This is a genomic window from Nonomuraea zeae (assembly GCF_005889725.1).
GTDB classification, from domain to species: Bacteria; Actinomycetota; Actinomycetes; order Streptosporangiales; family Streptosporangiaceae; genus Nonomuraea; species Nonomuraea zeae.
This window is the reverse complement of record NZ_VCKX01000029.1, coordinates 40,047-60,402: the sequence shown is the minus strand read 5'-3', so window position 1 is coordinate 60,402 and position 20,356 is coordinate 40,047. Positions and strand designations below refer to the sequence as shown.

23 protein-coding genes are annotated in these 20,356 nt (G+C 70.7%); 7 read left to right on the top strand and 16 right to left on the bottom strand.

The window, feature by feature from the left end; genetic code table 11:
* Positions 1–12 precede the first annotated feature (12 nt).
* Genes ETD85_RS12540 through ETD85_RS12505 form a run of 8 tightly spaced genes read right to left on the bottom strand, consistent with a single transcriptional unit; the run spans position 13 to position 6,212 of the window.
* The gene (locus ETD85_RS12540) at positions 13–1,197 is read right to left on the bottom strand and encodes a DegT/DnrJ/EryC1/StrS family aminotransferase (protein WP_138689838.1); all 1,185 of its coding nucleotides are present in this window, start codon (positions 1,195–1,197) and stop codon (positions 13–15) included.
* Positions 1,194–2,270, bottom strand: coding sequence for a radical SAM protein (locus ETD85_RS12535; RefSeq protein WP_138689837.1), 1,077 nt, complete (start codon positions 2,268–2,270; stop codon positions 1,194–1,196). The genes ETD85_RS12540 and ETD85_RS12535 overlap by 4 nt, the downstream gene beginning before the upstream one ends.
* A complete protein-coding gene (locus ETD85_RS12530) occupies positions 2,260–2,976 on the bottom strand; it encodes a thymidylate kinase (protein ID WP_138689836.1) in 717 nt (238 codons plus the stop codon). Before ETD85_RS12530 ends, ETD85_RS12535 begins: the two co-directional genes overlap by 11 nt.
* Entirely contained in the window at positions 2,973–3,800 is an 828-nt protein-coding gene (locus ETD85_RS12525; protein WP_138689835.1) for a class I SAM-dependent methyltransferase, read from the bottom strand. Before ETD85_RS12525 ends, ETD85_RS12530 begins: the two co-directional genes overlap by 4 nt.
* The gene (locus tag ETD85_RS12520; RefSeq protein ID WP_138689834.1) at positions 3,797–4,342 is read right to left on the bottom strand and encodes a phosphoribosyltransferase; all 546 of its coding nucleotides are present in this window, start codon (positions 4,340–4,342) and stop codon (positions 3,797–3,799) included. Before ETD85_RS12520 ends, ETD85_RS12525 begins: the two co-directional genes overlap by 4 nt.
* Entirely contained in the window at positions 4,342–4,992 is a 651-nt protein-coding gene (gene folE / locus ETD85_RS12515; protein WP_240779111.1) for a GTP cyclohydrolase I, read from the bottom strand. The genes ETD85_RS12520 and folE overlap by 1 nt, the downstream gene beginning before the upstream one ends.
* Before the next feature lie 51 nt (positions 4,993–5,043).
* A complete protein-coding gene (locus tag ETD85_RS12510) occupies positions 5,044–5,766 on the bottom strand; it encodes a 7-carboxy-7-deazaguanine synthase QueE (protein WP_138689833.1) in 723 nt (240 codons plus the stop codon).
* The gene (locus ETD85_RS12505; RefSeq protein ID WP_138689832.1) at positions 5,763–6,212 is read right to left on the bottom strand and encodes a 6-pyruvoyl trahydropterin synthase family protein; all 450 of its coding nucleotides are present in this window, start codon (positions 6,210–6,212) and stop codon (positions 5,763–5,765) included. The genes ETD85_RS12510 and ETD85_RS12505 overlap by 4 nt, the downstream gene beginning before the upstream one ends.
* 248 nt (positions 6,213–6,460) lie before the next feature.
* Between ETD85_RS12505 and ETD85_RS12500 the strand changes: the two genes are divergently transcribed.
* A complete protein-coding gene (locus ETD85_RS12500; protein WP_138689831.1) occupies positions 6,461–7,816 on the top strand; it encodes a helix-turn-helix domain-containing protein in 1,356 nt (451 codons plus the stop codon).
* 127 nt (positions 7,817–7,943) lie between these two features.
* On the opposite strand, the gene fxlM is transcribed toward ETD85_RS12500, so the two are convergent.
* The 6 genes from fxlM to ETD85_RS12470 form a co-directional block, all read right to left on the bottom strand.
* The gene (gene fxlM, locus ETD85_RS12495; RefSeq protein WP_206058269.1) at positions 7,944–9,158 is read right to left on the bottom strand and encodes a methyltransferase, FxLD system; all 1,215 of its coding nucleotides are present in this window, start codon (positions 9,156–9,158) and stop codon (positions 7,944–7,946) included.
* 133 nt (positions 9,159–9,291) lie between these two features.
* Positions 9,292–9,969 (bottom strand): hypothetical protein, encoded by a 678-nt coding sequence (locus ETD85_RS12490; RefSeq protein ID WP_138689829.1) that lies wholly within the window; start codon positions 9,967–9,969, stop codon positions 9,292–9,294.
* Positions 9,970–10,040: 71 nt separating this feature from the next.
* Positions 10,041–10,577, bottom strand: a complete 537-nt coding sequence (locus ETD85_RS12485; protein ID WP_138689828.1) for a class I SAM-dependent methyltransferase — start codon at positions 10,575–10,577, stop codon at positions 10,041–10,043.
* Positions 10,574–11,650 (bottom strand): helicase associated domain-containing protein, encoded by a 1,077-nt coding sequence (locus ETD85_RS12480; RefSeq protein ID WP_138689827.1) that lies wholly within the window; start codon positions 11,648–11,650, stop codon positions 10,574–10,576. Before ETD85_RS12480 ends, ETD85_RS12485 begins: the two co-directional genes overlap by 4 nt.
* A 76-nt stretch (positions 11,651–11,726) precedes the next feature.
* Positions 11,727–13,067 (bottom strand): tyrosine-type recombinase/integrase, encoded by a 1,341-nt coding sequence (locus ETD85_RS12475; RefSeq protein WP_138689826.1) that lies wholly within the window; start codon positions 13,065–13,067, stop codon positions 11,727–11,729.
* Positions 13,064–13,594, bottom strand: a complete 531-nt coding sequence (locus tag ETD85_RS12470; protein WP_138689825.1) for a DUF6283 family protein — start codon at positions 13,592–13,594, stop codon at positions 13,064–13,066. Before ETD85_RS12470 ends, ETD85_RS12475 begins: the two co-directional genes overlap by 4 nt.
* Before the next feature lie 370 nt (positions 13,595–13,964).
* Between ETD85_RS12470 and ETD85_RS12465 the strand changes: the two genes are divergently transcribed.
* Both ETD85_RS12465 and ETD85_RS12460 read left to right on the top strand, forming a co-directional pair.
* Entirely contained in the window at positions 13,965–15,260 is a 1,296-nt protein-coding gene (locus ETD85_RS12465; RefSeq protein ID WP_138689824.1) for a coiled-coil domain-containing protein, read from the top strand.
* Between the two features lie 523 nt (positions 15,261–15,783).
* On the top strand, positions 15,784–16,542 hold the full coding sequence (locus ETD85_RS12460) for a hypothetical protein (RefSeq protein WP_138689823.1): 759 nt from the start codon (positions 15,784–15,786) through the stop codon (positions 16,540–16,542).
* Between the two features lie 86 nt (positions 16,543–16,628).
* Here the strand turns inward: ETD85_RS12460 and ETD85_RS12455 are convergent, their stop codons facing one another.
* Both ETD85_RS12455 and ETD85_RS12450 read right to left on the bottom strand, forming a co-directional pair.
* Positions 16,629–16,871, bottom strand: coding sequence for a hypothetical protein (locus ETD85_RS12455; RefSeq protein WP_138689822.1), 243 nt, complete (start codon positions 16,869–16,871; stop codon positions 16,629–16,631).
* Between the two features lie 224 nt (positions 16,872–17,095).
* Positions 17,096–17,464, bottom strand: coding sequence for a hypothetical protein (locus ETD85_RS12450; RefSeq protein WP_138689821.1), 369 nt, complete (start codon positions 17,462–17,464; stop codon positions 17,096–17,098).
* A gap of 397 nt (positions 17,465–17,861) precedes the next feature.
* Between ETD85_RS12450 and ETD85_RS12445 the strand changes: the two genes are divergently transcribed.
* The 4 genes from ETD85_RS12445 (at position 17,862) to ETD85_RS66795 (ending at position 20,323) form a co-directional block, all read left to right on the top strand.
* Positions 17,862–18,938, top strand: coding sequence for a tyrosine-type recombinase/integrase (locus ETD85_RS12445; RefSeq protein WP_138689820.1), 1,077 nt, complete (start codon positions 17,862–17,864; stop codon positions 18,936–18,938).
* Entirely contained in the window at positions 18,935–19,258 is a 324-nt protein-coding gene (locus ETD85_RS12440; RefSeq protein ID WP_138689819.1) for a helix-turn-helix domain-containing protein, read from the top strand. Before ETD85_RS12445 ends, ETD85_RS12440 begins: the two co-directional genes overlap by 4 nt.
* 402 nt (positions 19,259–19,660) lie before the next feature.
* Positions 19,661–19,981, top strand: a complete 321-nt coding sequence (locus tag ETD85_RS12435; RefSeq protein WP_138689818.1) for a hypothetical protein — start codon at positions 19,661–19,663, stop codon at positions 19,979–19,981.
* A gap of 216 nt (positions 19,982–20,197) precedes the next feature.
* The gene (locus ETD85_RS66795) at positions 20,198–20,323 is read left to right on the top strand and encodes a hypothetical protein (protein WP_276617218.1); all 126 of its coding nucleotides are present in this window, start codon (positions 20,198–20,200) and stop codon (positions 20,321–20,323) included.
* The last annotated feature ends 33 nt before the right edge of the window (positions 20,324–20,356 follow it).

Sequence of the window (20,356 nt, the reverse complement as noted above, 5' to 3'; positions counted from 1 at the left end):
GGCAGGGTCCGTTCAGAAGTTGAGGCGGGGCGGCGCCGGCAGGGGCGTTCCAGGCGTGCCGGCCGGTGCTGCGCGCGGGGTGCCGCAGCATGCCGTCCATGCGGTGGCTTCGCGGGCGATGAAGGCGGCGTAGCGGTCGAGGGTGGCCTCGGTGTCGCGTTCGGTGAGGATGACGGCGAGCGTGCGATCGAGGATCTCCGCGGCGCCGCGGCACGGCGGGTCGCTGAGGGTGAACATGGGCCGCCTGTCGCAGGGCACGAGCCTGAAGCTGCCGGTGGAGTTCGGCACTCCCCGCTGGGCGAGGTGTTCGGCGAGCCCCCGGGGGTTCGGCAGGTCGATGCGCAGCAGCGCCGCGAAGCCGTTCCACTCCTCGCGGGGCGCGGGGGTGACGGCGGCCAGACCGGGTATCTGCTCCAGGGCGTGCAGCAGGTGGCGCATCTGGGCCCGGCGCAGGTCCACCAGGTCGGGGAGGCGGCGGAGGTTGGCCAGGGCGATCACGGCGAGGGGAGCGGCGAGGCGGGCGTTGGTGGCCAGGCGGCTCTGTGCGGCCTGGCCAGGAGGTGCCGGCTGCCAGTGGCTGCGGAACGCGGCTGCGTGCTCTGCCACGTCGCGGCGGGCGGTGAGCAGGAAGCCGCCCTCGCCGCTCCACAGGATCTTGCCGTCCTTCATGCTGAAGCAACCGGCCGTGCCGACCGTGCCGGCCCGTTGCCCGTCGCGCGCGGTGCCGGCTGCCTGTGCGGCGTCCTCTACGACGGCGAGCCCGTGCTCGGCTGCGAACGCCGCCAGGGCCGCCGGGTCTCCCATCCGGCCCCATAGGTGCACCGGGATGATCGCCCGGGTCCGCGCGGTGACCTTGCGGGCCGCGTCGTCGTAGTCCAGGTCCAGGGTGGCCGGGTCGCTATCGACGAACACCGGCGTTGCCCCGAGCGCGGCCAGGGGCGCCACGGTCATGACGACGGTCAGCGCCGGCACGAGCACGTCGTCGCCGGGGCCGATGCCGCAGGCCGACAGTGCGGCGTGCAGGGCCGCGGTGCCGGAGGAGAGCGCGACCGCGTGCGGGACGCCGAACGCCTCGGCCAGCTCGCATTCGAGCTGCCCGGCGGCGGGGCCGCCGCTCGGGTCGGGCATCTGGCCGAGCACGGCGGCGAGCTGCTCGCCGACCAGCTGTGCGCCGCCGCCGATCTGGGGGAGCGTCATCGGACGGCCCTCGTGTTCAGCAGCCGCGGCATGTCCAGCACGAGCGGCCACATGTTCACGCAGTCTCGGCTGAACAGCGTGCAGTTCGTGCACGCGGGCCGGTCGGCGAACAGGAGGCGCGCGTCGGCGCCTGCGATGGTGCGCCGGCGCGCGGCCGGGGTGGCGGCGATCCGGCGGTCGGACGGGCAGTCCCAGACCGAGCCGTCGGGCTGGATGAAGAACAGGCGGGCGCCGCCGAAGCAGTCGGGCACGTGCCCGCTGTCCTGGGTGGAGATCGCGTCGATGAAGCGCCGGACGTAGGAGGGGTCCGGCAGCGCCAATCCTTGCGACTCGTCGTAGAGGCGGCTGAGCTGCCCGGCCACGGCCGGGACGTCATCGGGGCGGTGGGTCAGCACGGAGAAGAGCTGGTGATCGGGCGCCAGGGAGATCGGCTGGGGAACGTAGTAGTCCACGCCGAGCTGGCCGGCCAGCTCGGCCATGTCGGTGATCTCCTGCGAGCGTTCCCGCATCACCACGGTGTAGATCCCCACCCGGGGCACGTGCCGGTCGCCCCGAGCCTGAAGCAGGGCACCGATACCGGCCACGACATCGTGGTAGCCGAAGCGGCCCGACCGCGAGGGGCGCAGCCGGTCGTTGACAGCCGCGTCCGCGCTGTCCAGGGAGACCGAAACGCCGTCGACGCCGAGATCGACCAGCCGCTGAACCACCGGCGGGCGCGTGAGCGGGATCCCGTTGGTGGCGATCACGACCTGACAGCCGGCCTGCTTGATGAGGTCGATCACGTCCAGCGTGGGGAGCCAGTCCAGCGGTTCACCGCCGGCGATGACCACCCGGCCGACCGGTGAGCCGGCCAAGGTCCGCGCGAACGCCTTGAGCACCTGGGGCGGCAGGTCGGTGCGCGACAGGTGCGACAGGACGCCGGCCTCGGTCGGCAGGCCCTGCTGTTTGTGCTCCTCGATCGTGCCGAAGTAGCAGTGGGGGCAGGTGAAGGCGCACGGCGAGCGCAGGCCCCACAACAGGGTCGCATCCGGCGTCCGGCGCGCGTCAGGCGGCGGAAACTCATCAGGCGGCACGGTAGGCCCCCCTCTGCTTGGCGAGGTCCTGCACGACCGCGGCGATCGCGTCGGCGACGGCCTCAGCCGTCCGTCCAGCGGTGTCGATCACGGTGTAGCGGCCGGGCTCGGTGGCGGCCAGCCCGGCGTACAGGGCGTCGGCCTGCTCGATCACGCGCACGTCTGGCGGGGCCAGCGTCCGTTCGATCCGGTCGGCGAAGCGGCGGATGCACTCCTGGCGATCGCCGGTCAGCAGGACGGTGGCGTCGGGCCGGGGCAGCCACGGCGACATCGTAGAGAGGATGTGCCGGGCGACGTGCGCGGGATCGGCGTCGGCGACCTGCTCGCAGAGGATCGCGGCCTGGTAGACGGCGACGGTGTCGACGCCGCGGTCCTCGATGACCACCTCAGGCGTGATCGGCAGGGCGGCGAGGAGTTCGGCCTCGCGGATCTTCAGCGCGAGCAGCGCCAGGGTCTCCGTGACCGGGTGCCCGGTGCGCAGGCACACGGGGTCCTGCGCGGCCAGGGCGGAGATCACCCATCCGGTCAGCGTGTTGCTGGCCTGGTCGGTGATCTCGTCCAGGAGCAGGCATCGCTCACCGAGGCGGGCGGCGACCGCGCGGGCCGCGGTGGTCTTGCCGACGCCGTTGATGCCTTCGATGGTCACCCACAGCGGCCGGGCGGAGGCGCTGTCGCGGCGCGGTGCGGGCAGGGCGGCGGCGTTCATGCGGGCCTCCGGCACACGTACAGCAGCTCGGTCGCCGACTTCGGCGCTGACACTGCCGAGATCGTGTCCAGCAGCGCCGCGGGGACGCGCTCGGCGAGGTCGCGGTACCAGCCGGCCGCCGCTGGCCCGTACCGTTCGGCGAGCTCGCCGGCCACCGTGTCGGGTTCGGGTGGCAGCAGGCCCATCACGTCCTCGATGACCAGGCCTGCCTCGCTGACGACCTGCTCCACCTCCTCCCGTGACCACTCGCACACGTGGACGCGGTACTGCAGCGGCCGCGGGTGCGGGCCGAACCCCCGCGGCGTGGACAGGTACAGCACCCCGCCGGGGGCGAGCGCCTGCGCCGTGCTGGCCAGGCTGCGCGCGCCGAGGTCGAAGGGCAGGTGCTCCAGCGCGGAGGTGTACAGCGCCACGTCGAAGGCGGGCAGGGACGGCCAGGGTTCGGCCACATCGCATTCGACGAGGTCGATCGGGAAGAGCTCTCCGTATGTCTCGCGCACGAACGCGATCCGCTCCCGGGCCTCGTTCAGGTTGTCGGGGCTGATGTCCAGCCCGACGTACCGTCCGATCTGTGGCGCGTACCGGTGCAGCAGCGGCAGCGCCAGTCCGCGGCCGCAGCACACGTCCAGCACCGTCGCGCCCGGCGTGCACCGCTCGGCGACGATGAGGTGCTGCATCAGGTTCATCAGCCCCGACGGCTTGGCCTCGCCGCGGTGCAGCGCCGCGTAGAAGTCGTCCATCTGGTTGACGCTGTACGGGCCGATCATGGGGGTCCCGGGCCGGGTGCGGAACTGCTCGGGAAGCTGATCAGTGCTGGTGTTCATGGTTGCCCCTCCCAGGGGAAGACCGTCCAGGCGCGGGTGGACGTGCCGATGTAGGTGATGGTCGCCTTGGCTGGACGGCGGCCGGTCCAGTTGTCCTCGTTCACCACGCACACCGCGGTCCGCACCCGCCCGGCACCGGCGTCGGTGGCCAGGCGCACCGCGGCGGCGAGGGTGTCGCCGGTGCCGGCGACGTCGTCCACGATGAGAACGTCCCGGCCGGTGAGGTCGCCCAGCGAGGCCCGGTTGACGACCAGGGGCTGCGGGGTCTTGGCGGCGTTGGTGCTGTCGTCGGCGGTGTGGGTGACCTCGACCATCCGGACGTCCCGCAGCGCGAGCCGGTGGGAGAGGCAGACGGCCGGGATGGCACCCCCGCGCAGGATGGCGACCATGGTCTGGGGGGCGCCGTCGTTCCTGATCGCCTCGGCGATCTGGCTGATGAGCTCTTCCACTCCAGGCCACGCCAGTTGGGTGATCGCGGGTCCGTCGTTCCCTGCCGCCGTCGGCAGGATCGCGGCAGCGAACCGCCCAGGGTTGATCGGCATCACACCGTCCCCCCGCCGCTGGTGGTGAGGGTGAGGAACTGCTGGGACAGCAGCGGATCGGTCCTGAACCGGCCGGCGGCGTGAACGGTAGAGGTGCGGGCGCTCTCCATCCGGACGCCGCGCATGCTCATGCACAGGTGCACGCCGTGCACCGTGACAGCCACGTCTGGGCTGCCGATCGCTGCGGCCACCTCGTCGGCGAGCTGGCGGGTGAAACGCTCCTGCACCTGGAGCCGCCCGGCGTAACGCTGCGCGATCCGGCCGAACTTCGACAGGCCCAGGACAGTGCCGTTGGCGAGGTAGCCGACGTGCGCGTCCAGCTGCATCGGCAGCAGGTGGTGCTCACACAGGGACCACACGTTCAGCCCGCCGACCACGACGAGCTGGTCGCTGGCGTGGGTCTCGGTGAAGCGGGTCGCCATCGCCGAAAGGTCCGGCGACAGGAAGCTGTGCCACCAGGACGCGACGCGGGCCGGTGTGTCGAGCAGGCCCTCGCGCTGGGGGTCCTCGCCAACAGCGACGAGCAGTTCGCGGACGAGCTCGGCCACGCGCGGCGTGTTCACCGTCGAGACCGGCATCTCCTCGGGCGGCTGTGACACGGCACGGCCGGGATGCGCCGTCTCAGGGGGCCGCACGGCGTTGGTGGTCATGATCCGTCCTCGCTTCCAGGGGTGGAGTCGGCAGGCGCGGGGCGATGGCAGTCAGCGGCCACGTTCGTCACCCCACAGCAGGACGTGCAGGCGCAGGGACAGCGACCAGCCGCGGGCGATGACCGCCTCGGCGAGCAGGTGGGCACGGCCCAGTACGTGGTCGGCGGTGACGCCTTCAGGCATCACCCACACCTGCGTCATCGCGAAGCGCTCGACGAGTTCGGCGATCTCGTCGAGGTCGGCCAGGTTGCAGGCGACGAACTTGAACACCGCCTGCCCGCTGGCCGACAGCGCTTCCAGGGCGGCGGGCTTGATGCGCCGCTTGTGCGGAACGTTCGCATTGTCCAGTTTCGGGGAGACGTTGAAGTGCAGCCCGTCCACCAGCAGCGCTGGATCGGGAGTGACGGTGCCGTTGGTCTCGATCTCCAAGCGTCGGCCGGCCTGGAGCAGCGGCCCGGCCAGCGCGGGCAGATGGCGCTGCTGCATCAGAGGCTCTCCACCCGTGATGACGATCAGCGGCACAGGGTGGTCCAGCGCCCACGCGACCAGGTCGGCGACCGGGACGCGCTCGCGCTGGTCCCGCAGATTGAACCGTCTGGCGTCCCACGTGTACGGGGTGTCGCACCAGCTGCATGACAGATTGCAGCCTGACAGCCGGATGAACAGCGCAGGCTGCCCGGCGCTGGGCCCCTCACCCTGCAGTGTCGGGCCGAAGCGCTCGGCGATCCGGAGCGTCGCGCCGTGAGGCGGGGCGGATACCGAGGCGGCGGTCATGCGACGTTTCCGACCGTGCAGCGCGCCCACGTTTTCGAGGTCTCGCTGACGGTGACGGCGACCAGCCGCCCGGGGATGCCCGGCTGCACGTTGTCGAGGAACCACCGGGCCAGATGGACAGCCAGGTGTTCGGAGGTCGGCTCGACCGTGAGCACCTCGTTCAGGTCGCGATGGTCGAGGTGCTCGGCGAGATAGGCGGCGAACGGCGCCAGGTCGCCGAAGTCGGTGACGAATCCCGGGCCGACGAGCTCGTCGGAGGTGAGCTCGACAGTCACCTGGTAGCTGTGGCCGTGCCGACGGCCGCACTTGTGCCCGTCAGGCAGCCCGTTCAGGCGGTGGGCCGCCTCGAAGGTGAAGGTCTTGCCGATGGTGAGTCCGGCACCGCCCAGATCGCGCAGATCAGGGGGCGATCCGACAAGAGCTGAACAGGGGCGGGGCGATGTCATCGTGGTCTCCGTTCTGCTGCCGGCCGGATCACGAGGATGACGACGTGAGGCGGCTCGTGCTGCGGCACGGCTTGTGGCCGTGGGGTGAGGGTCTGATGAAAACCGCTGCTTTCGTTGACCTCCGGGCTTACGCTCCGATCAACTCCCTGTAACGCATTGTCATGGAGTTCAAAGCGGTCGCCTAGAGGATCGCTGTGGCAGCCTTGTGGCATGCCACAGGCCGCGACACGGCGGAGGAGTGGGTCGACGTGCCTGAGCAGGTAGATGAGCGGCGCGCGTGTGCAGCGCACCTGATGGGGCAGGTCCTGCGGCAACAGCGCACAAAGGCCGGCCTGTCGCTTCGCCAGACCGCCACGCTCACTCACTACGACTTCGGCTGGCTGGGCCGCGCCGAGAGGGGCGAGTACCTCCTTCCCGAGCAGCACGCCGCGGCGTTGGACGCCCTGTTCGACACCCAAGGGCTTCTGGTGGAGTTGCGGCGGGCGGCCAATATCGGGCACACATCGCATTTGTCGGCGAGGCTGGCTGGCGCCACCAGCGGACAGGAGGTCATGCTGGTGCTTCAGGTGCAGGGAAGGAGTGTCCCGGTGACTCTGTCGCGACGCGAGTTCGGCCGTCTGCTCGCCGCTGGCGTGCTCTCGTCCGCGATGCCAGGGCTGGCCAACGCCGACCAGATGGACCGGGTGACGCAGGCGATCAGCTCCCCCGCGCGCGTCGACGCCGAGGTGATCGCATATTTCCGGCGCGTGCTGGCCGAGCACTACGCGGCCGACAAGATGCTGGGGCCGCGCAGCCTTCTCAAGCCGGTCCTGGCGCAGATTGACGTGCTGGACGAACTTCGCCGCGGTGCCGCAGGGGCACACGCCGAGCCGCTGCTGCAGGTGCTGTCCCACTATGGCGAGATGGTCGGATGGCTGTACCAGGACCTGGGCCAGCTGGAACCCGCCACCCAGTGGACACGCCGGGCGGCGGAGTGGGCGCAATGCGCCGGCGACGCCAACATGGCGGCGTACGCGCTGGTGCGCCAATCCAACATCGCCGCTCTGGGCGGCGACTACGCCGGTGTGGTTCAGCTCGCTGCGGCCGCCCGCCGGAACCCGGCTGAGGTGGAGCCGAAGCTGCTGGCGCTGGCCGCCCAGCAGCAGGCGCGCGGCCTGGTCATGCTCGGACAGGCCGACGAGTGCTTCGCGCTGCTGGAGGACGCCGGTGAGGCATTGAAAGACCATCCGCAGGTACGCCAGCCGGACGTGCCGGTGTACCTGCATCACTACGACCTGGCGACCCTGCGCGAGCAGAGCGCGGTCTGCTACCGGGCCGCCGGCCAGGTCGCCACATCGGCCTCCATCCTGCAGGAGCAGATCGCGGCCACTCCCGGCCGTCTCGTCCGCGATCGCGGCCACCTCACTGCGAAGCTGGCCGTAGCCCTCGCGACTACCGACCCGGCGCGGGCGGCGACGCTGGGGCTGGAGACGATTGCGACGGCTCAACAGACCGGCTCGGCGCGGATCTGGCGCGAGCTGCGCACGCTGGATGGTGATCTTGTCCGGGCGTGGCCGGGTCACGCCGCCGCAGCGACGTTCCATGACGCTCTTGTCAGTGTGTGAGCCTGCCGCTTCGGGCGGTGGGTGGCGCGTCGGATGGGAGGACATGAACGCCTCTTGTCTGATCGGCCTACGTCAGGTTCTTAGCGCGTGCAGGAGTGGCGTCGTGGCGGGGCGGGGCTCCTGAATCTCAGGCGGGATCACCGCAGCGGGGTGTGAAGGTCTCAGGCCAGAAGACGGCGACGCTTCCGTGCCACCTGCGCAGCAGCCCGCCCTGCTGCGGCGCGCGCTCAGGCGATGTGACGGCCGGGGCGGGCAGGTAGCGGATGGAGGCGGCACCGCGGCGCCGGTACTGCTTCGCCCATCGGCGAAGCAGTTGGCCGTACTGTGCCGCGGCGTACTCGGCAGAGCGGCCGTGCGCGATGACGCCGCTTTCGAAGACGTTGCCGTCTTGGACGCGTTCGATTCGGTAGGCGAAGCTGCCGTCGTCACCGATGAGGGCGGGCACGCCCAGGCGTGCGGAGGCGTTTACCAGTCCTTCGTTGACGCGTTCAGGGCTGGCGCGCAGGAGAGTCATCCGCGGTGAGTTGGTCAGCAGGAACAGTTCCAGTTCGTCGGGCAGATCGAAGACGGCGCCGGGCCAGCTTTCCATGGGTGGCGAGTGCAGCGCGTTCACGTCGATGCTGTGCTCGGCGTCCTCAATGTTCAGGCAGACGCATGTGTCGATGGTGAGGCGTTGGTCCTTGCAGGCGCCGTCGCCCTGCATGGGGACGAAGCGGCAGGGGCGGTAGCTGCGGCTGATCAGGCCGACGCCGCCGCGGTCGAACGCGATGGACCTGGTGACGCCCTTCAGCTGCAGGGGCACCACGATCCGGCCCTTGATGGCGAGCTGCGCCAGCCACGCCGGCGGGATGTCCGGGCTTGCCACGGTGACGATGATGCGGTCGTAAGGGGCGCTGGCGGGGACGCCGTATTCGGCGTCGGCATGCACGACCTCGACGCGGTCGTAGCCGGCGGCGGCAAGGTGGGCGCGGGCTCGCTCGACAATGTCTCCGTCGATATCGACGGAGATGACGTGCCCGGCCGGGCCGACGAGCTCGGCGAGCAGAGCCGCGTTGTAGCCCATGGAGCCGACTTCGAGCACCCGCATGCCGGGCTTGACCTCGGCCTGCTCCAGCATGGCGGCCTGGAGACGCGGCGCCGACAGGGAGCTGAGGGTCATGCCGCCACCGTCGCGCTTGACCGGCACCGCGGTGTTCGGCTCGTATACCTGCGCCAGATGTACCTCTGGCACGAAGACGTGCCGGGGCACGATGGCCATGGCCTTGGCCACCGCGTCGGAGGTGATCGCGTTGTCGCGAAGCGCCTCGACCATGGAGGCGCGCAGCCGGTCGGCGTTCTCCACGTCGGAATCTCGTGTAGTCATACGGTTACCTGTTGATCGATGATGGGCGGTTCGTCTGTTGGGGCGCGTGCTGGCCGTCGCAAGTGTGTGGAGGGCGTGCTTGGATGCTTCTCGCCGGGTGCGGCACGCGGGATCATTCCCAGTCGATCACCAGTCGGGTGTTCGGCCGGTCGAAGACGAACTGGCCGTCGATCTGCTTGCAGGCGTCGGAGCGCTGGAGATCGATCCGCACGGAGCGCTCGCGGTACTTCCGCGCCCACAGGCAGATCGCGTCGGCGACGTAGCCGGCCAGGCTGAAGCCGCCCTGGCCGTGCCCGATGACGCCGATGTCGTACATCAGGTCGCTCGCAACGGTGGTGGTGTGGGCAGGCCTCAGGATGATGTAGGCGAGGTCGCCGGCGCCGGGGACGGCCATGGCGCCCCACTCGAACGGTGGCGTGATCGTCGCGGTGGTGATCGCGTCCGTGGTCGCCGTCATGCGTGACAGGCCCGCCTCCATGGCGCACGCGAGGTACAGGTGGAGGAGTTCGATGCTGTCGGCGTCCCTGGCGATGCGCACGCCCATCCACACTTCGCTGCGCTTGCGACCCAGCACACCGAGAAGGTCGGCCGCGTCGACCTTCTGGTCCTGGTGGAGGTGGAGGGTGACCGTGCAGGTTGCGTTCAGCGCTGCCAAGCGCAGGGGGTCGTCGGCGAGCCGGTCGGGCGGCGGGATGAACGCGGCCGTGTCGGAGAAGCGCGCGGTCCAGTGGTCGTTGGTGCGCTCGAACCTGATGAGGCGGTACATGCTGCCGCGCAGGCGCAGCGGCACGACCAGGCGGCCGTTCGGCGCGATCTGTGGCAGCCAGGCCGATGGCAGGTCCCAGGTGGCGTCGGAGGTGATCAGCCGGGCGCGCCGTCGGCGTAGCCGATGGCCGCCTGGCTGCTGGCGACGCGGATGGTGCTGGAACCGATCTCGGCCAGGCTGGCGATGGCGGTACGGACCAGGTCGGCGTCGGTGTTCACGGTCGTCACGTGGCCTTGCCCGCCAACCATGTGGGCGATCAGGGCGGCGGGGTAGCCGGTGGTGGCGCCGGTGTCCAGCACCCGCATGGCGGGCTGTACCTGCGCTTGTTCGAGCAGGAGCGCGGCGAGAGCTGGTTCAGCCGTGATGAAGCTGGTTGCGGCGTGCACGGGCGTGGTTGCGTAGGCCTGCTCCAGCGACGCGCCGGGCACGAAGGGGTGGCGGGGCACGGTGCGGAGCGCGTTCTCCACTGCCGGGGTGCGGACGATCCCCTGCTGGCTGAGCTGATCGGCGAAGGCGCTGCGCATCCGCTGGATCGCCTGGCTGGAGTCGTGGCTGGTCTCGGTCGCCTCGCCGGAGGGAGGGCTGCTCGGGGCGGACGTCTGGACGTTCGGCGTTGTCTTCCGTGCGGTCATGATGACCTCCTTGGGTGGTGGGCCATTTCTGGCGCTGGGCAGGTCAAGGAAGAGGACTGCTGGCCTGGCTGGGCCCAGTTGGGGTCCAGCGCGTCGAGCACGGCCCGCTGCTCGGCCGTGAGGGGACGGGAGAAGGACGAGCGCCAACGGCCCAGCCGCCTGCCGAGCGGGTAGCCGTCGCGGGTGACGTAGCGGGTCAGCGGGCGGAGATGGCCGTGCTCCGTGACGTACGCGGTGGCGGCGGCCACGGCTGCTTCCCAGTCGGCCTGGCGCGCTTTGGCGGCCTCCTGGCGCGGTTTCCAGATCATGTTCAGCGCGTCCAGGCGCTTTCGCTTCTGCTCGGGGAGATTGTCTCCGGTGGCGCGCATGAACCTGATCCACATCCCCAGCCGGATGCCCTTGGGGGTGACGTAGGAAACGGGAACCTTCAGATGGTCGTGCTCGCGGTGGAAGGCCGCCGCGGCGGCGTAGTTGAGCTCCCACGCGCTCGGGCCGTCGTTGATCGTCACGCCCAGCACGGCGAGCTGACCACGCTGCTTGGCCGTCAGGGCCCTGCGTCCGCTGCGCAGGCGACTGGCCCACACGCCGAGGCGGAATCCGTCCGCGGTGACGTACTCGTAGGGCACGTCGGCGTGGCCATGCTCGCAGTGGTAGGCGGCAAGCGCGGCGTACTGGCGTTTCCACTCGGCCTCGCGCAGGCTCCAGGCCATGCCGATCGCGTCCAGAAGCGTGATCCGGTCGGGCCGAAGCTGGCCGCGCGTGCGCTGGGCGCGCTGGGTGATCAGCCACTTGCCCACGTGCAGCCCGGTCGGGCTCACCCATTCATCGGGAATCAGGAGGTCACCGTGGGCCTCGGAGTAGGCGCAGGCCGCCCCGTAGTACTCCTCCCATGAGGCGGTCGCGGCCTGGACGATGCCGACCATGATCTCTTCGGCGAACGCTCGCGGCGCTTCGGCGGCGCCGTCGATGGTCAGCCAGCGGATCGGCCGCGGCCGGCTGGCGCCCCGGCCGCGTTCGCGGCGCCGCTGATCGACGTCGGCGGCCACTGCACTCGGCCATCGGACACCTTCCACCTGAGGAATTCGAGGCGATCTACTACGCTCAACACCAGCCCAACGATGCCCTGACCATCAACCGCTGAGGTCTCCATCAAACTCGGGGCGGTTCAGTAGCGCTCTGGGCGAAGGATTCGCCGCAGGACCCGGCAGGGGGGCCGGAGGGTGGCTGGGCGGCCTGCTGGGTGAGGAGGTCGGCCAGCCGGTAGGCGGCGTGCCCGTCGAGCGCGGTCTCGCCGCGGTTGTAGCGCTGGGTGGTGACCGGGGAGGCGTGGCCCAGGAGCTCTTGGACGTGCTCGACCGGGACGCCGGCGGCCAGCAACAGGGTGGCGGCGGTGGCCCGCAGCATGTGCGGGGTCAGCGTGGCCACATCCAGGTCGACGGCCCGGGCGGCGCGGCGCAGCGCGGTCTGCTGCCGCCACCGGTCGAAGCTTCTGCCGTCGGCGCGCAGCAGCAGCAACTTCCCCGCCGCGCGCCCGTCCAGCAGCGGCCGCAGCAGGACCATCACCTCGGCGGCCAGCGGCACCAGGATGGTCTTGCCGCCTTTGAGCCGGAAGCTCATCACCCAGTGCCCTGCTGAACGCGTGATCCGGCCGACGGTCAGGCCCTCGAGTTCACCGGCGCGCAGCCCGACCGTGGCCAGCAGCATCACCGCGGCGGCATCGACGGGATGGCGCCCGGCGATCGCCTGCGCGCCGCGCAGCAGCGCTCCGCCCTCACCCAGGGTGAGAGCCGGGGTGGTGCCGGCCTTGCCCACCTCGGGCGGCTCGACGAACGCCGGGGGGCTGTAGCCGATCACGCGGCGGCGTACGGCGTAGCCGTACAACGCTTTCAGCGTGGACAGGTGCCGGGCCACCGTGGCGGCGGCCAGGGCCTGCCCGCCGCGGGTGAGCTCGGCCGCCTTTCCGCTGCCGGTGCCGAGCTCCTCGATGTAGGCGGCCACGACGTCCTCATCCACCTGCCACAACCCAGCGCCGGGCGCGGTGGCCGCGAGCCAGCGGACAAACAGGACCAGGTCGGCCAGCCGGGCACGGCGGGTGGAAGCAGTCTTGCCCGCGCGCAACCAGGCCGCCACCGTCGGCCAGCTGGCCCGCTGTCCGGGCACCGGGTCATCGTCGGTGCGGGCCAGCGCATCGATCAGGTCGACGTGCGCGCCCGGCACCTCGCCGCCGTCCCGGCGACGGCGGCGTGGCCGCAGCCCGGCGAGGTCGCCGACCGAGTCCACCAGCGGCCGGGGCGGCGGGGGCGCCTGCCCGCCAGGCACGCCGCGCACCAGGTCACCATCCGCTCCCCCGCTCGCGGATGACATGGACGAGACGGCCGACGCCGCCACGCCGTCGCTGCGCTCCTCGCGCCGAAGCGCTGCGGCGGCGCCGGAGGGGGGCAGAACGGCGGTCGGAACCAGCGCGTCGTCACCGGGCTCAGCTCCGCTCATGCGCCGCACACCTGCCCGGCCGGTCCGCCTGGGGTGGGGCCGGCTCCCCCGAGCTCAGCCGCACCGCCCTGCGCATCGCTCGAACTCGGCGCGGTGCTGCCCAGGGCGGCGAGCCGAGCGCAGCGTCGTTCCGGCAGCTCGTCCAGGTCGGCCACGAGCGGCGGCCAGGCGGTGGTGTCAGGGTGGCTCGCCTTGGACCCGAGCCTGTCGGCCAGCACGCTGAGCAGGGTGCCGTCTTGGTGCGGGCCGACCACGGCCAGCCACCCGGCGCACAACCGGATTGGGTGCGCGGTGTCGTGCCGATCCAGGTGGCAGGACATCCGGCGGGCCTCGGTCTTCTGCTCGACCTCGTCGAACGCGTAGGCGCCGCTTTTGGTGTGGCCGCGGCTTGCTGCCGACAGCAGAGCCATGTCGTCGCCGGAGAAGGCGGTCAGATCGGCATCGCGCCGCCACGGGCACACCCGCACAGCGCCCGCGCACGGCCGGGACCGGTACTCGTCGGCACCTGCGCCTGGCCCGGCAGCCACACGCGGTCCCCGATCGCCTGTTCGCACGGTTTCGCCTGGTTCGCTCGCCGTGTCCGGTCCACCCGAGTCAGGTCGCGCCGCGCGGTCGTCGCACACGCCGTGGTGCGCCGCAGGGGCGTCCTCGTCGGAGGTCCCGCCGGGCGCGCTGAGGGCGTTCTGAGCCATGCTCGTCACGCTATCTCACATAAGTCGAATTGTGTGAGAGATTTAAGATCTTCCTTTATTCATATCCGTTCCGAATCGAACGACGCGGATACGGATCGGGTATGTTTTTGTTAGGATCGGAGGCATGAGCGAGCGCGACGAGCAGCCCCGGCCCGCAGGCGAGCATGCAACTCTGCAGCGGGATGTCAGTAGGAATCTGCAGACGGTGTCAGAGGAAGATCTCCCGGAGCCGTTGCCCGGCCCGATGACGGAGGACGACGCCGCGGCGCGCGCCGCGCGCACCCGTGCCGCCGGGCACCGGGCCTGCCGCTACTGCGGCGGCGCCCTGCCGGCCGGCAAGCGCGCCGACGCGCTGGACTGCAGCGACGACCACCGGCGCCGGTTCAACCGCGAACGCGTCCCGACCGCCGCCGCCCGCGACAGCGGCGAGGCGCGCCTGGAACAGGCCGCCGCCGTGCTCGGGCCGCTAACCGACCAGCTCGCCGCCGTGGCCACCGCGCTGCGCGCCGATCTGGCCGGTTCCGTCGCGGACGCGCTGGCCGAGGCCCGCTCCGCCCAGACCGACGCCGACCGGGCCCGCCGCGAGAAGACCGAGGCCGACACGCGGGCCGAGCTGGCCGAGCGCCGCGCCCAGGCCGCGCACGAGCACCGGGAGGCCGCCGAGCAAGCCCGGCGCCACGCCAAGAGCGAGGCCGCCCACCAGGTCGCCGCCGCCAAGGACGACGCCCGGGCGGCCTGGGCCCAGGTCGCCGAGCACGAACGCACCCGCGGCGCGGCCGAACAGGCCCGCGAAAGCGCCGAGACCCAGCGTGATCAGGCCATGGCCGAACACACGGCGATGGCCACCGAGTTGGAGGAGGCCCGCCGCGAGCTCCACCGGTTGCGCGCCGCCGTGGACGAGCGCATCCAGCAGGCCGACACCGCCCGCGCCGCGGCCGCCGCCGCCGAGCAGCGCGCCCGTGCCGCCGACACCGCCCGCGAACTCGCCCAGCACGACCATCGCCAGGCCCAGGACCGGGCCGAGGCCGCCGACAGCCGCGCCGAGACCGCCCGCACCGAGGCCGCCCAGGCCCACCTCGCCCTGGCCGCCGCCCAGGGGCTGCAGGCCCGCGCCGACGCCGAACTGCGCCAGGCCCGCGCCGAGCACGACAGTCAGCGCGAACGCGCCGTGACCGCCGAGGAGCGGGCCCGCGCCGCCGACGCCGAACGTGAGCGCAGCGCCGCGGAACTGGCGGAACTGCGCGGCCGGCTCGCCACCGCCCAGGCCGCCGCCGGGCTGGTGATCCCCGACCTGACCGACCTGAGCTCCAACCACGGCGACGGCGTGCGCGGCGTGGCGCTGTCCGACGCCGGCATCGAGGTCGTCGCCCGGCACCCGGATGGCACCGTGGTGCTGCACTGGCGCAACACCCGGATCCCGCTCGGCGACCCCGGGCATGCCGCCGAGCACGGCCCGGCTGTGGCCGCCGCGATCCTGGCCGCCTCCTCCGAGCGCTCCTGATCGCCTTAGCACGGGACCGCCAAGTCCCCTCCCCGGCCACCGCGACCACCTCGTCAACGAAAGGACCTCTCCCCCCGATGAGCACCGACAAGCGGCCCGAAACGCCCGACAGCGATGACCCACCGGAAGGGCCACGCCAGCCAGACTGGGCACAACGGCTGGCCGAGCGTGCCGTGCTCGCGGCGCAGGGGCAGAGTGCCCCGTCACCGTGGTGCACGTTCTCCCGCTGTTGGAGACTGGCTCCTGTGCAGCGCTGAGGCGGTGTTGTTCCTGGTCATCTGGCCGATGACAGTGCTGAGCTATGCAACACAGGTGTTGCCCTTCGACGCCTGCTCTGACAGCACGGCCGCGCCGCATCGCGACGGCGCAAGGCCGGGGTCGCGTCTGATCGACTTGGCGGTGGCGGCTCGCTAAGGTAAGACGCCCTCTGTTCCCCCGCCGTCATCGGAAGAGTCACGTGGTCCGTCGTTACCGTCTGGGCGTTCCCGCTCTGCTTTTCACGGGTTTCTATCTCGCCGCGCTGGTGGTCGCCGCGATGATCGCGCTGACGTCCGGCGATCTCGGCACGTTGTGGCGGCTGACCCTCTTCACGCCGGCGAACGAGACCGCTCCGGTGACGTGGCCGAACACGCTCGTCTTGGTGGTGGCCGGGCTGCCGTTTGCCTGGGCGCTGTGGCAGTGCCTGCGGGGGCCGCTGGCGGGTCCGCCGCCGGAGCAGGACCGCGCCGTGCGACGGCTGCGGACAGCGCTGTACATCGCGGCGGCGTACGGGCTGATCTCGCCCTTCGTGTATGACTGGTTCGGGGTGGCGGCGATACTCAGCGCCGTGTCGATGGTGCCGCTCGTGGTGCTGTTCCCGCCGGTGCTGGGCGCGAGCCTGCGGCATGCGGGTCACGTCCGGGCCGTCGGCCTCCTGTCATATGGAGGCGTCATCGCCTATGTCGTGCTGCGCCTCTTCAGCCTTCGTATGCCCGATTCGCTGGCGCTGGTCTGCGGCGGGGCAGGCCTGCTCTGGACAATCCTGATTCTGCGGGCGCAGCGGGGGGACGGCCGCTGGCCGCGATCCACCGTCCGGTACGGCATCGCCGGCCTGGTGGTGCCCTTCGTCTCGATGCCGGTGGCTTGGCTGCTCGCGGACCTGGGAAACGTCTACGCCGACGCCGTGGCGGCCCTCGACGTCCTGGTCACGATCTGGCTGGCCCGTTCGGCCCACGAACTCGCCGCTCCCCGTGCCGAGCCGTCGCTGCTTTCGCCCGTCCCCGTGCAGCAGCCCTCAGCCTAGAACACTGGACTTCAGGCGGCCGCCGAGGCCAAGGTCTTACTTGATCGACTTGTCGGTGGCGGCTCGCTACGGTGCTACATCGCTCCTCAGCCACAGCAGTTACTGGCGAAAGAATGCCCGGCGACCCCGACGATGATGAGGACATGCGGCTCATCGGCGAGGTGCTGCCCGCGCTGGCCGAGCAGGCCGGTCCCCCGGTCCTCCGCCGCCGCGGCGGCGGCCGCGCTCGAGGCCGAGGTCCGGGCCATCGCCCGGCCGTAGTGGCGGATCGTGCCGTCGCTGTACACGCGCTGAACTCCCGCGACCAGCGACCGCACCCGAGCGGTCACGATGAGAGCAGATCCGCACCCTCGGGAGAGGTCCATGAGCGACGCCCAGCGTCGACCTATCTCCCCCGACCAATACAGCTCATAATGGGCAGCCGCCCCAGTGGGTGCCCGTGGCACGGGTGCTCCAGGAGACACCGCCTGACACGAAGTCGGTGTAGATCTGGATTGCTCTCGCAGCAGGCACCAGCCGGCGGGGTCTTGCTCTGCGAGCCCGGCGGCCGCGGTCACCGTGCTTTGGGCTGGACGGCAGTGACCGGGCCGTAGGCAGTGAGCAGGTGCGGGGTGAGGTACACCCCGGCGGCGACACCTTCGTGCTCGTCGGGGTCGTGGTCGCGCATCCTCCAGTGATCACGCTGGGTGCTGGCAGGGTCGGACGACTGGCGCTGCCAGATGTCGCCGTCCAGATCGGAGACGGTGGTGACGTCGTAGGGGATGTCGTCGCCGGGCCCGAAGTGCGCGCCGCTGGGAACCTGTTCGCGCCGCACGACGGCGACCAGGACACGCGCGAGGGTTTCGGCTTCCCGGACGCCCGCCGCCTTGATTGGAGAGATCATGCTGGCCCACAGGTGGGCGTCGTTGGTGGCCTTGGCCACGAGGTGCTCCGCTCCATGCGACTAAATGCCTGTTCCAAAGCTGGTGATCTTCCCTAGCAACGATCATGGCGCGTTGGAGTGACCCGAAGCATCCTTGTGAGGTGGTGGAAAAGCCTCAGCGGCGATGTCCGGGGTGTGGTGAGATCCTGCCGGGTTGGGTCCGGCGCGACGCGCGGTTCTGCAGCTCGTCATGTCGAGCTCGGCATTGGCGGTGGGTGCGGAAGACCAGGGCCAGTCTTGGGTTCCTTGAGGTCCCTGTGGCCTGACTAGTCCCTGGACCTGCACCTTCTGCTTGGGGCCCCTGGAGTTTCCGAAGTTGACGAGACTTCAGAGATTCTGAAGGTCTATCGTTCTCCTCGATCGTCTGACATCGCCGATGAAGACGAGGAGGCGTGGGTTGAGCCTGTCCGTCGTGCGAGATCTCCGTGAGGCGCCTGCCCCGGTCGGCCCCGAAGAGCTGGTTGAGTTCGAGACCGACGTGCTGGCCGGGTTCGTGCTCGCGCGTGCGGCTGCCGGCCTGTCAGACGCCACGATCAGCTCTGAGGTGATCCACATCGAGCAGGTCCGGGCATGGCTCGGCCGGCCGTGGTGGTCGATGGAACCGGCCGACGCCGACGCCTACTTCGGCCAGGTACTACGCGGTGCGGCCAAAGGCACCCGCCTGTCGCGGGCCCAGGCGATCACTACCTACTTCTTGTTCCTGGAGCTACGACACAAGATCGAGATCCATCAGCTGACCGGGCACGTGGTGGAGCGCCCGATCGATGAGATGAACCGGCCGCGCGGGCAGAAGGACGCGGCGCTGCGGGTCCCGCCCAGCGCCGAGCAGATCACCCGCCTGTTCGCCGGCTGGCGCGCAGAGCTTGCCACCTGTCGCAATTTCGCCCCCACAGCCCGCAACTACACCGCGGCCCGGCTGATGGCCGAGGTCGGCCTGCGGGTGAACGAGGCTCGCAGCCTCGACCTGGCCGACGTCAAATGGGAGCTGGGCAGGTTCGGCAAACTCCACGTTCGCCTCGGCAAGGGCGCCCGCGGCTCCGGCCCGCGCGAGCGGATGGTTCCGCTGATCAACGATGCCGGCCGGACGCTACGCTGGTTCGTCGAGGACGTCTGGGGCCACTTCGGCGACGACCACACCCGTCACGGCGTCCCGCTCCTGCCCTCCGAGCGCAAGAACGCCGACGGCAGCGCCTCCCGCGTCGGCACCGAAGCGTTGCGCGCCGCGCTGGCCGAAGCCGCCGCCCGGCACCTGCCGGACTGGAAAGAGAAGCTGACACCGCACGTTCTGCGGCACTTTTGCGCCAGCCAGCTCTACTTCGCCGGCATGGACTTGATCGCCATCCAGGAAACCCTCGGCCACGCGTGGGTGGCCACCACGATGAAGTACATCCACGTCCATCGCACGCACGTCGAAGAGGCCTGGCTCGCCGGACAGCAACCAGCCGCCGACCGGCTGAAGGGATTGATCCCATGAAGTGGAACCTGCGCCTGGCCGCTGCCAACCGCGGCATCTGGAAGGCCAGCGAGCTGCAGCGTCTGCTCGCCGAACGTGGCATGGTGATCAGCGCCGGGAAGATGTCCGGCCTGTGGTCGGGTCATCCGGCCAGCGTCAAGCTGGAGGATCTGGACGTTATCTGCGCCGTGCTCGGTTGCGGCATCGCAGAGCTGCTGATCTCCGAACCGGAACTCGTGCCCGCTCCTGCCGAGAGCGGCCAGGCCCGCGTCACAGCCGTGGGCGAGACGCCTGTGGTGACGCCCAAGCGGCGGGACGGACGGTCGCTGCCACCCGCCTGATGGGCTTCATCTCCCCGACCAAACCGGCGGCGACCTGCGTGGGCTGCTATGCCTGGGGCGTGCTCCCGGGCCGATACTGCCGCGCCTGCTACACCTTCGGCCAACTCCCCAAGTCGGCCAGCGCGCAAGCTGTCACCGCGAGGTCCCGATCAAGAAAGGGTATTGCCGGCTGTGTTGGCTGCAGGCCAGCCTGGAGGCCAAAGACGAGGTCACCGTGCTGGAACCGTTCCTGCGCAGGCTCACCTGCCAGCAGCCGTTCCTCAGCAACATGCACCGGCAGCGATCCCAAGGTCCTGGGCCGCGCATTGGACGGCAGGGACGCCGACGCTCCCGTCCCCAGCCGCTGCCCGCTCAGCCAGAGATCTTCCCCATCGCTGGGCTCAGCTGCGGCTGCCCATCACAGTGCGTCGCGACTACGCCCGGTTCGACCGGCGCCGGCACGCCGACCCGGCCAACCCGGCCTTACGCACGGCCCGCGCGGCGGCCGCTGCCCTCGCCGAGGCTCGGGGTTGGACCCGGTGGATCATCAGCGATGTCGACCGGGCCCTGGTCATGCTGCTGTCCACCCACACTCCCGGCGACATGATCCGCTTCTCGGAAGTGTTTCCCAAGCTGCGTCACCACGGCCTCAGCGTCGGACGCACCGTCGAAGTCCTCGCCCACATCGTCTGCTCGATGATGACCGCGTCCCCGCCTTCGACAGTTGGCTGGCCGGCAAGCTGAGCGGTATCGCTCCCGGCATCGCCGCCGACGTCGAGGCATGGGCCCGCCTACTGCACGAGGGCGGGCCTCGCCAGCGAGCGCGCAGCTAGGGTTATCTGGGGTTGCCAAGCGAACTAGCTGGTCAGCCGCTTGGATGCGTGTCAGTCACGTAAGGCAAGTAGGTTGGCCGCAGCTGCCAGTCCGCGAGACTGGTAAGCCGCGCATGGAGTCGTCGCAGTGATCACTTTCATCGTCTTCGCGATCGCCGCGGTCTGCGGGCTGATCGCCGTGCTGAGCCTGGTGCTGATCGGCTGGGCCGTCGCACGCCCAACGGTTACCTCGTCGCCTTCGGGCCCGTCATGACCATGACGGAATGTGCGCAAGGAAGGTAACAAC

Excerpts from the sequence above, each read along its gene's own strand:
- ETD85_RS12540 (WP_138689838.1), bottom strand. The coding sequence starts at position 1,197 with ATGACGCTCCCCCAGATCGGCGGCGGCGCACAGCTGGTCGGCGAGCAG.
- ETD85_RS12530 (WP_138689836.1), bottom strand. The coding sequence starts at position 2,976 with ATGAACGCCGCCGCCCTGCCCGCACCGCGCCGCGACAGCGCCTCCGCC.
- ETD85_RS12525 (WP_138689835.1), bottom strand. The coding sequence starts at position 3,800 with ATGAACACCAGCACTGATCAGCTTCCCGAGCAGTTCCGCACCCGGCCC.
- ETD85_RS12520 (WP_138689834.1), bottom strand. The coding sequence starts at position 4,342 with ATGCCGATCAACCCTGGGCGGTTCGCTGCCGCGATCCTGCCGACGGCG.
- folE (WP_240779111.1), bottom strand. The coding sequence starts at position 4,992 with ATGACCACCAACGCCGTGCGGCCCCCTGAGACGGCGCATCCCGGCCGT.
- ETD85_RS12510 (WP_138689833.1), bottom strand. The coding sequence starts at position 5,766 with ATGACCGCCGCCTCGGTATCCGCCCCGCCTCACGGCGCGACGCTCCGG.
- ETD85_RS12505 (WP_138689832.1), bottom strand. The coding sequence starts at position 6,212 with ATGACATCGCCCCGCCCCTGTTCAGCTCTTGTCGGATCGCCCCCTGAT.
- ETD85_RS12485 (WP_138689828.1), bottom strand. The coding sequence starts at position 10,577 with ATGACCGCACGGAAGACAACGCCGAACGTCCAGACGTCCGCCCCGAGC.
- ETD85_RS12475 (WP_138689826.1), bottom strand. The coding sequence starts at position 13,067 with ATGAGCGGAGCTGAGCCCGGTGACGACGCGCTGGTTCCGACCGCCGTT.
- ETD85_RS12440 (WP_138689819.1), top strand. The coding sequence starts at position 18,935 with ATGAAGTGGAACCTGCGCCTGGCCGCTGCCAACCGCGGCATCTGGAAG.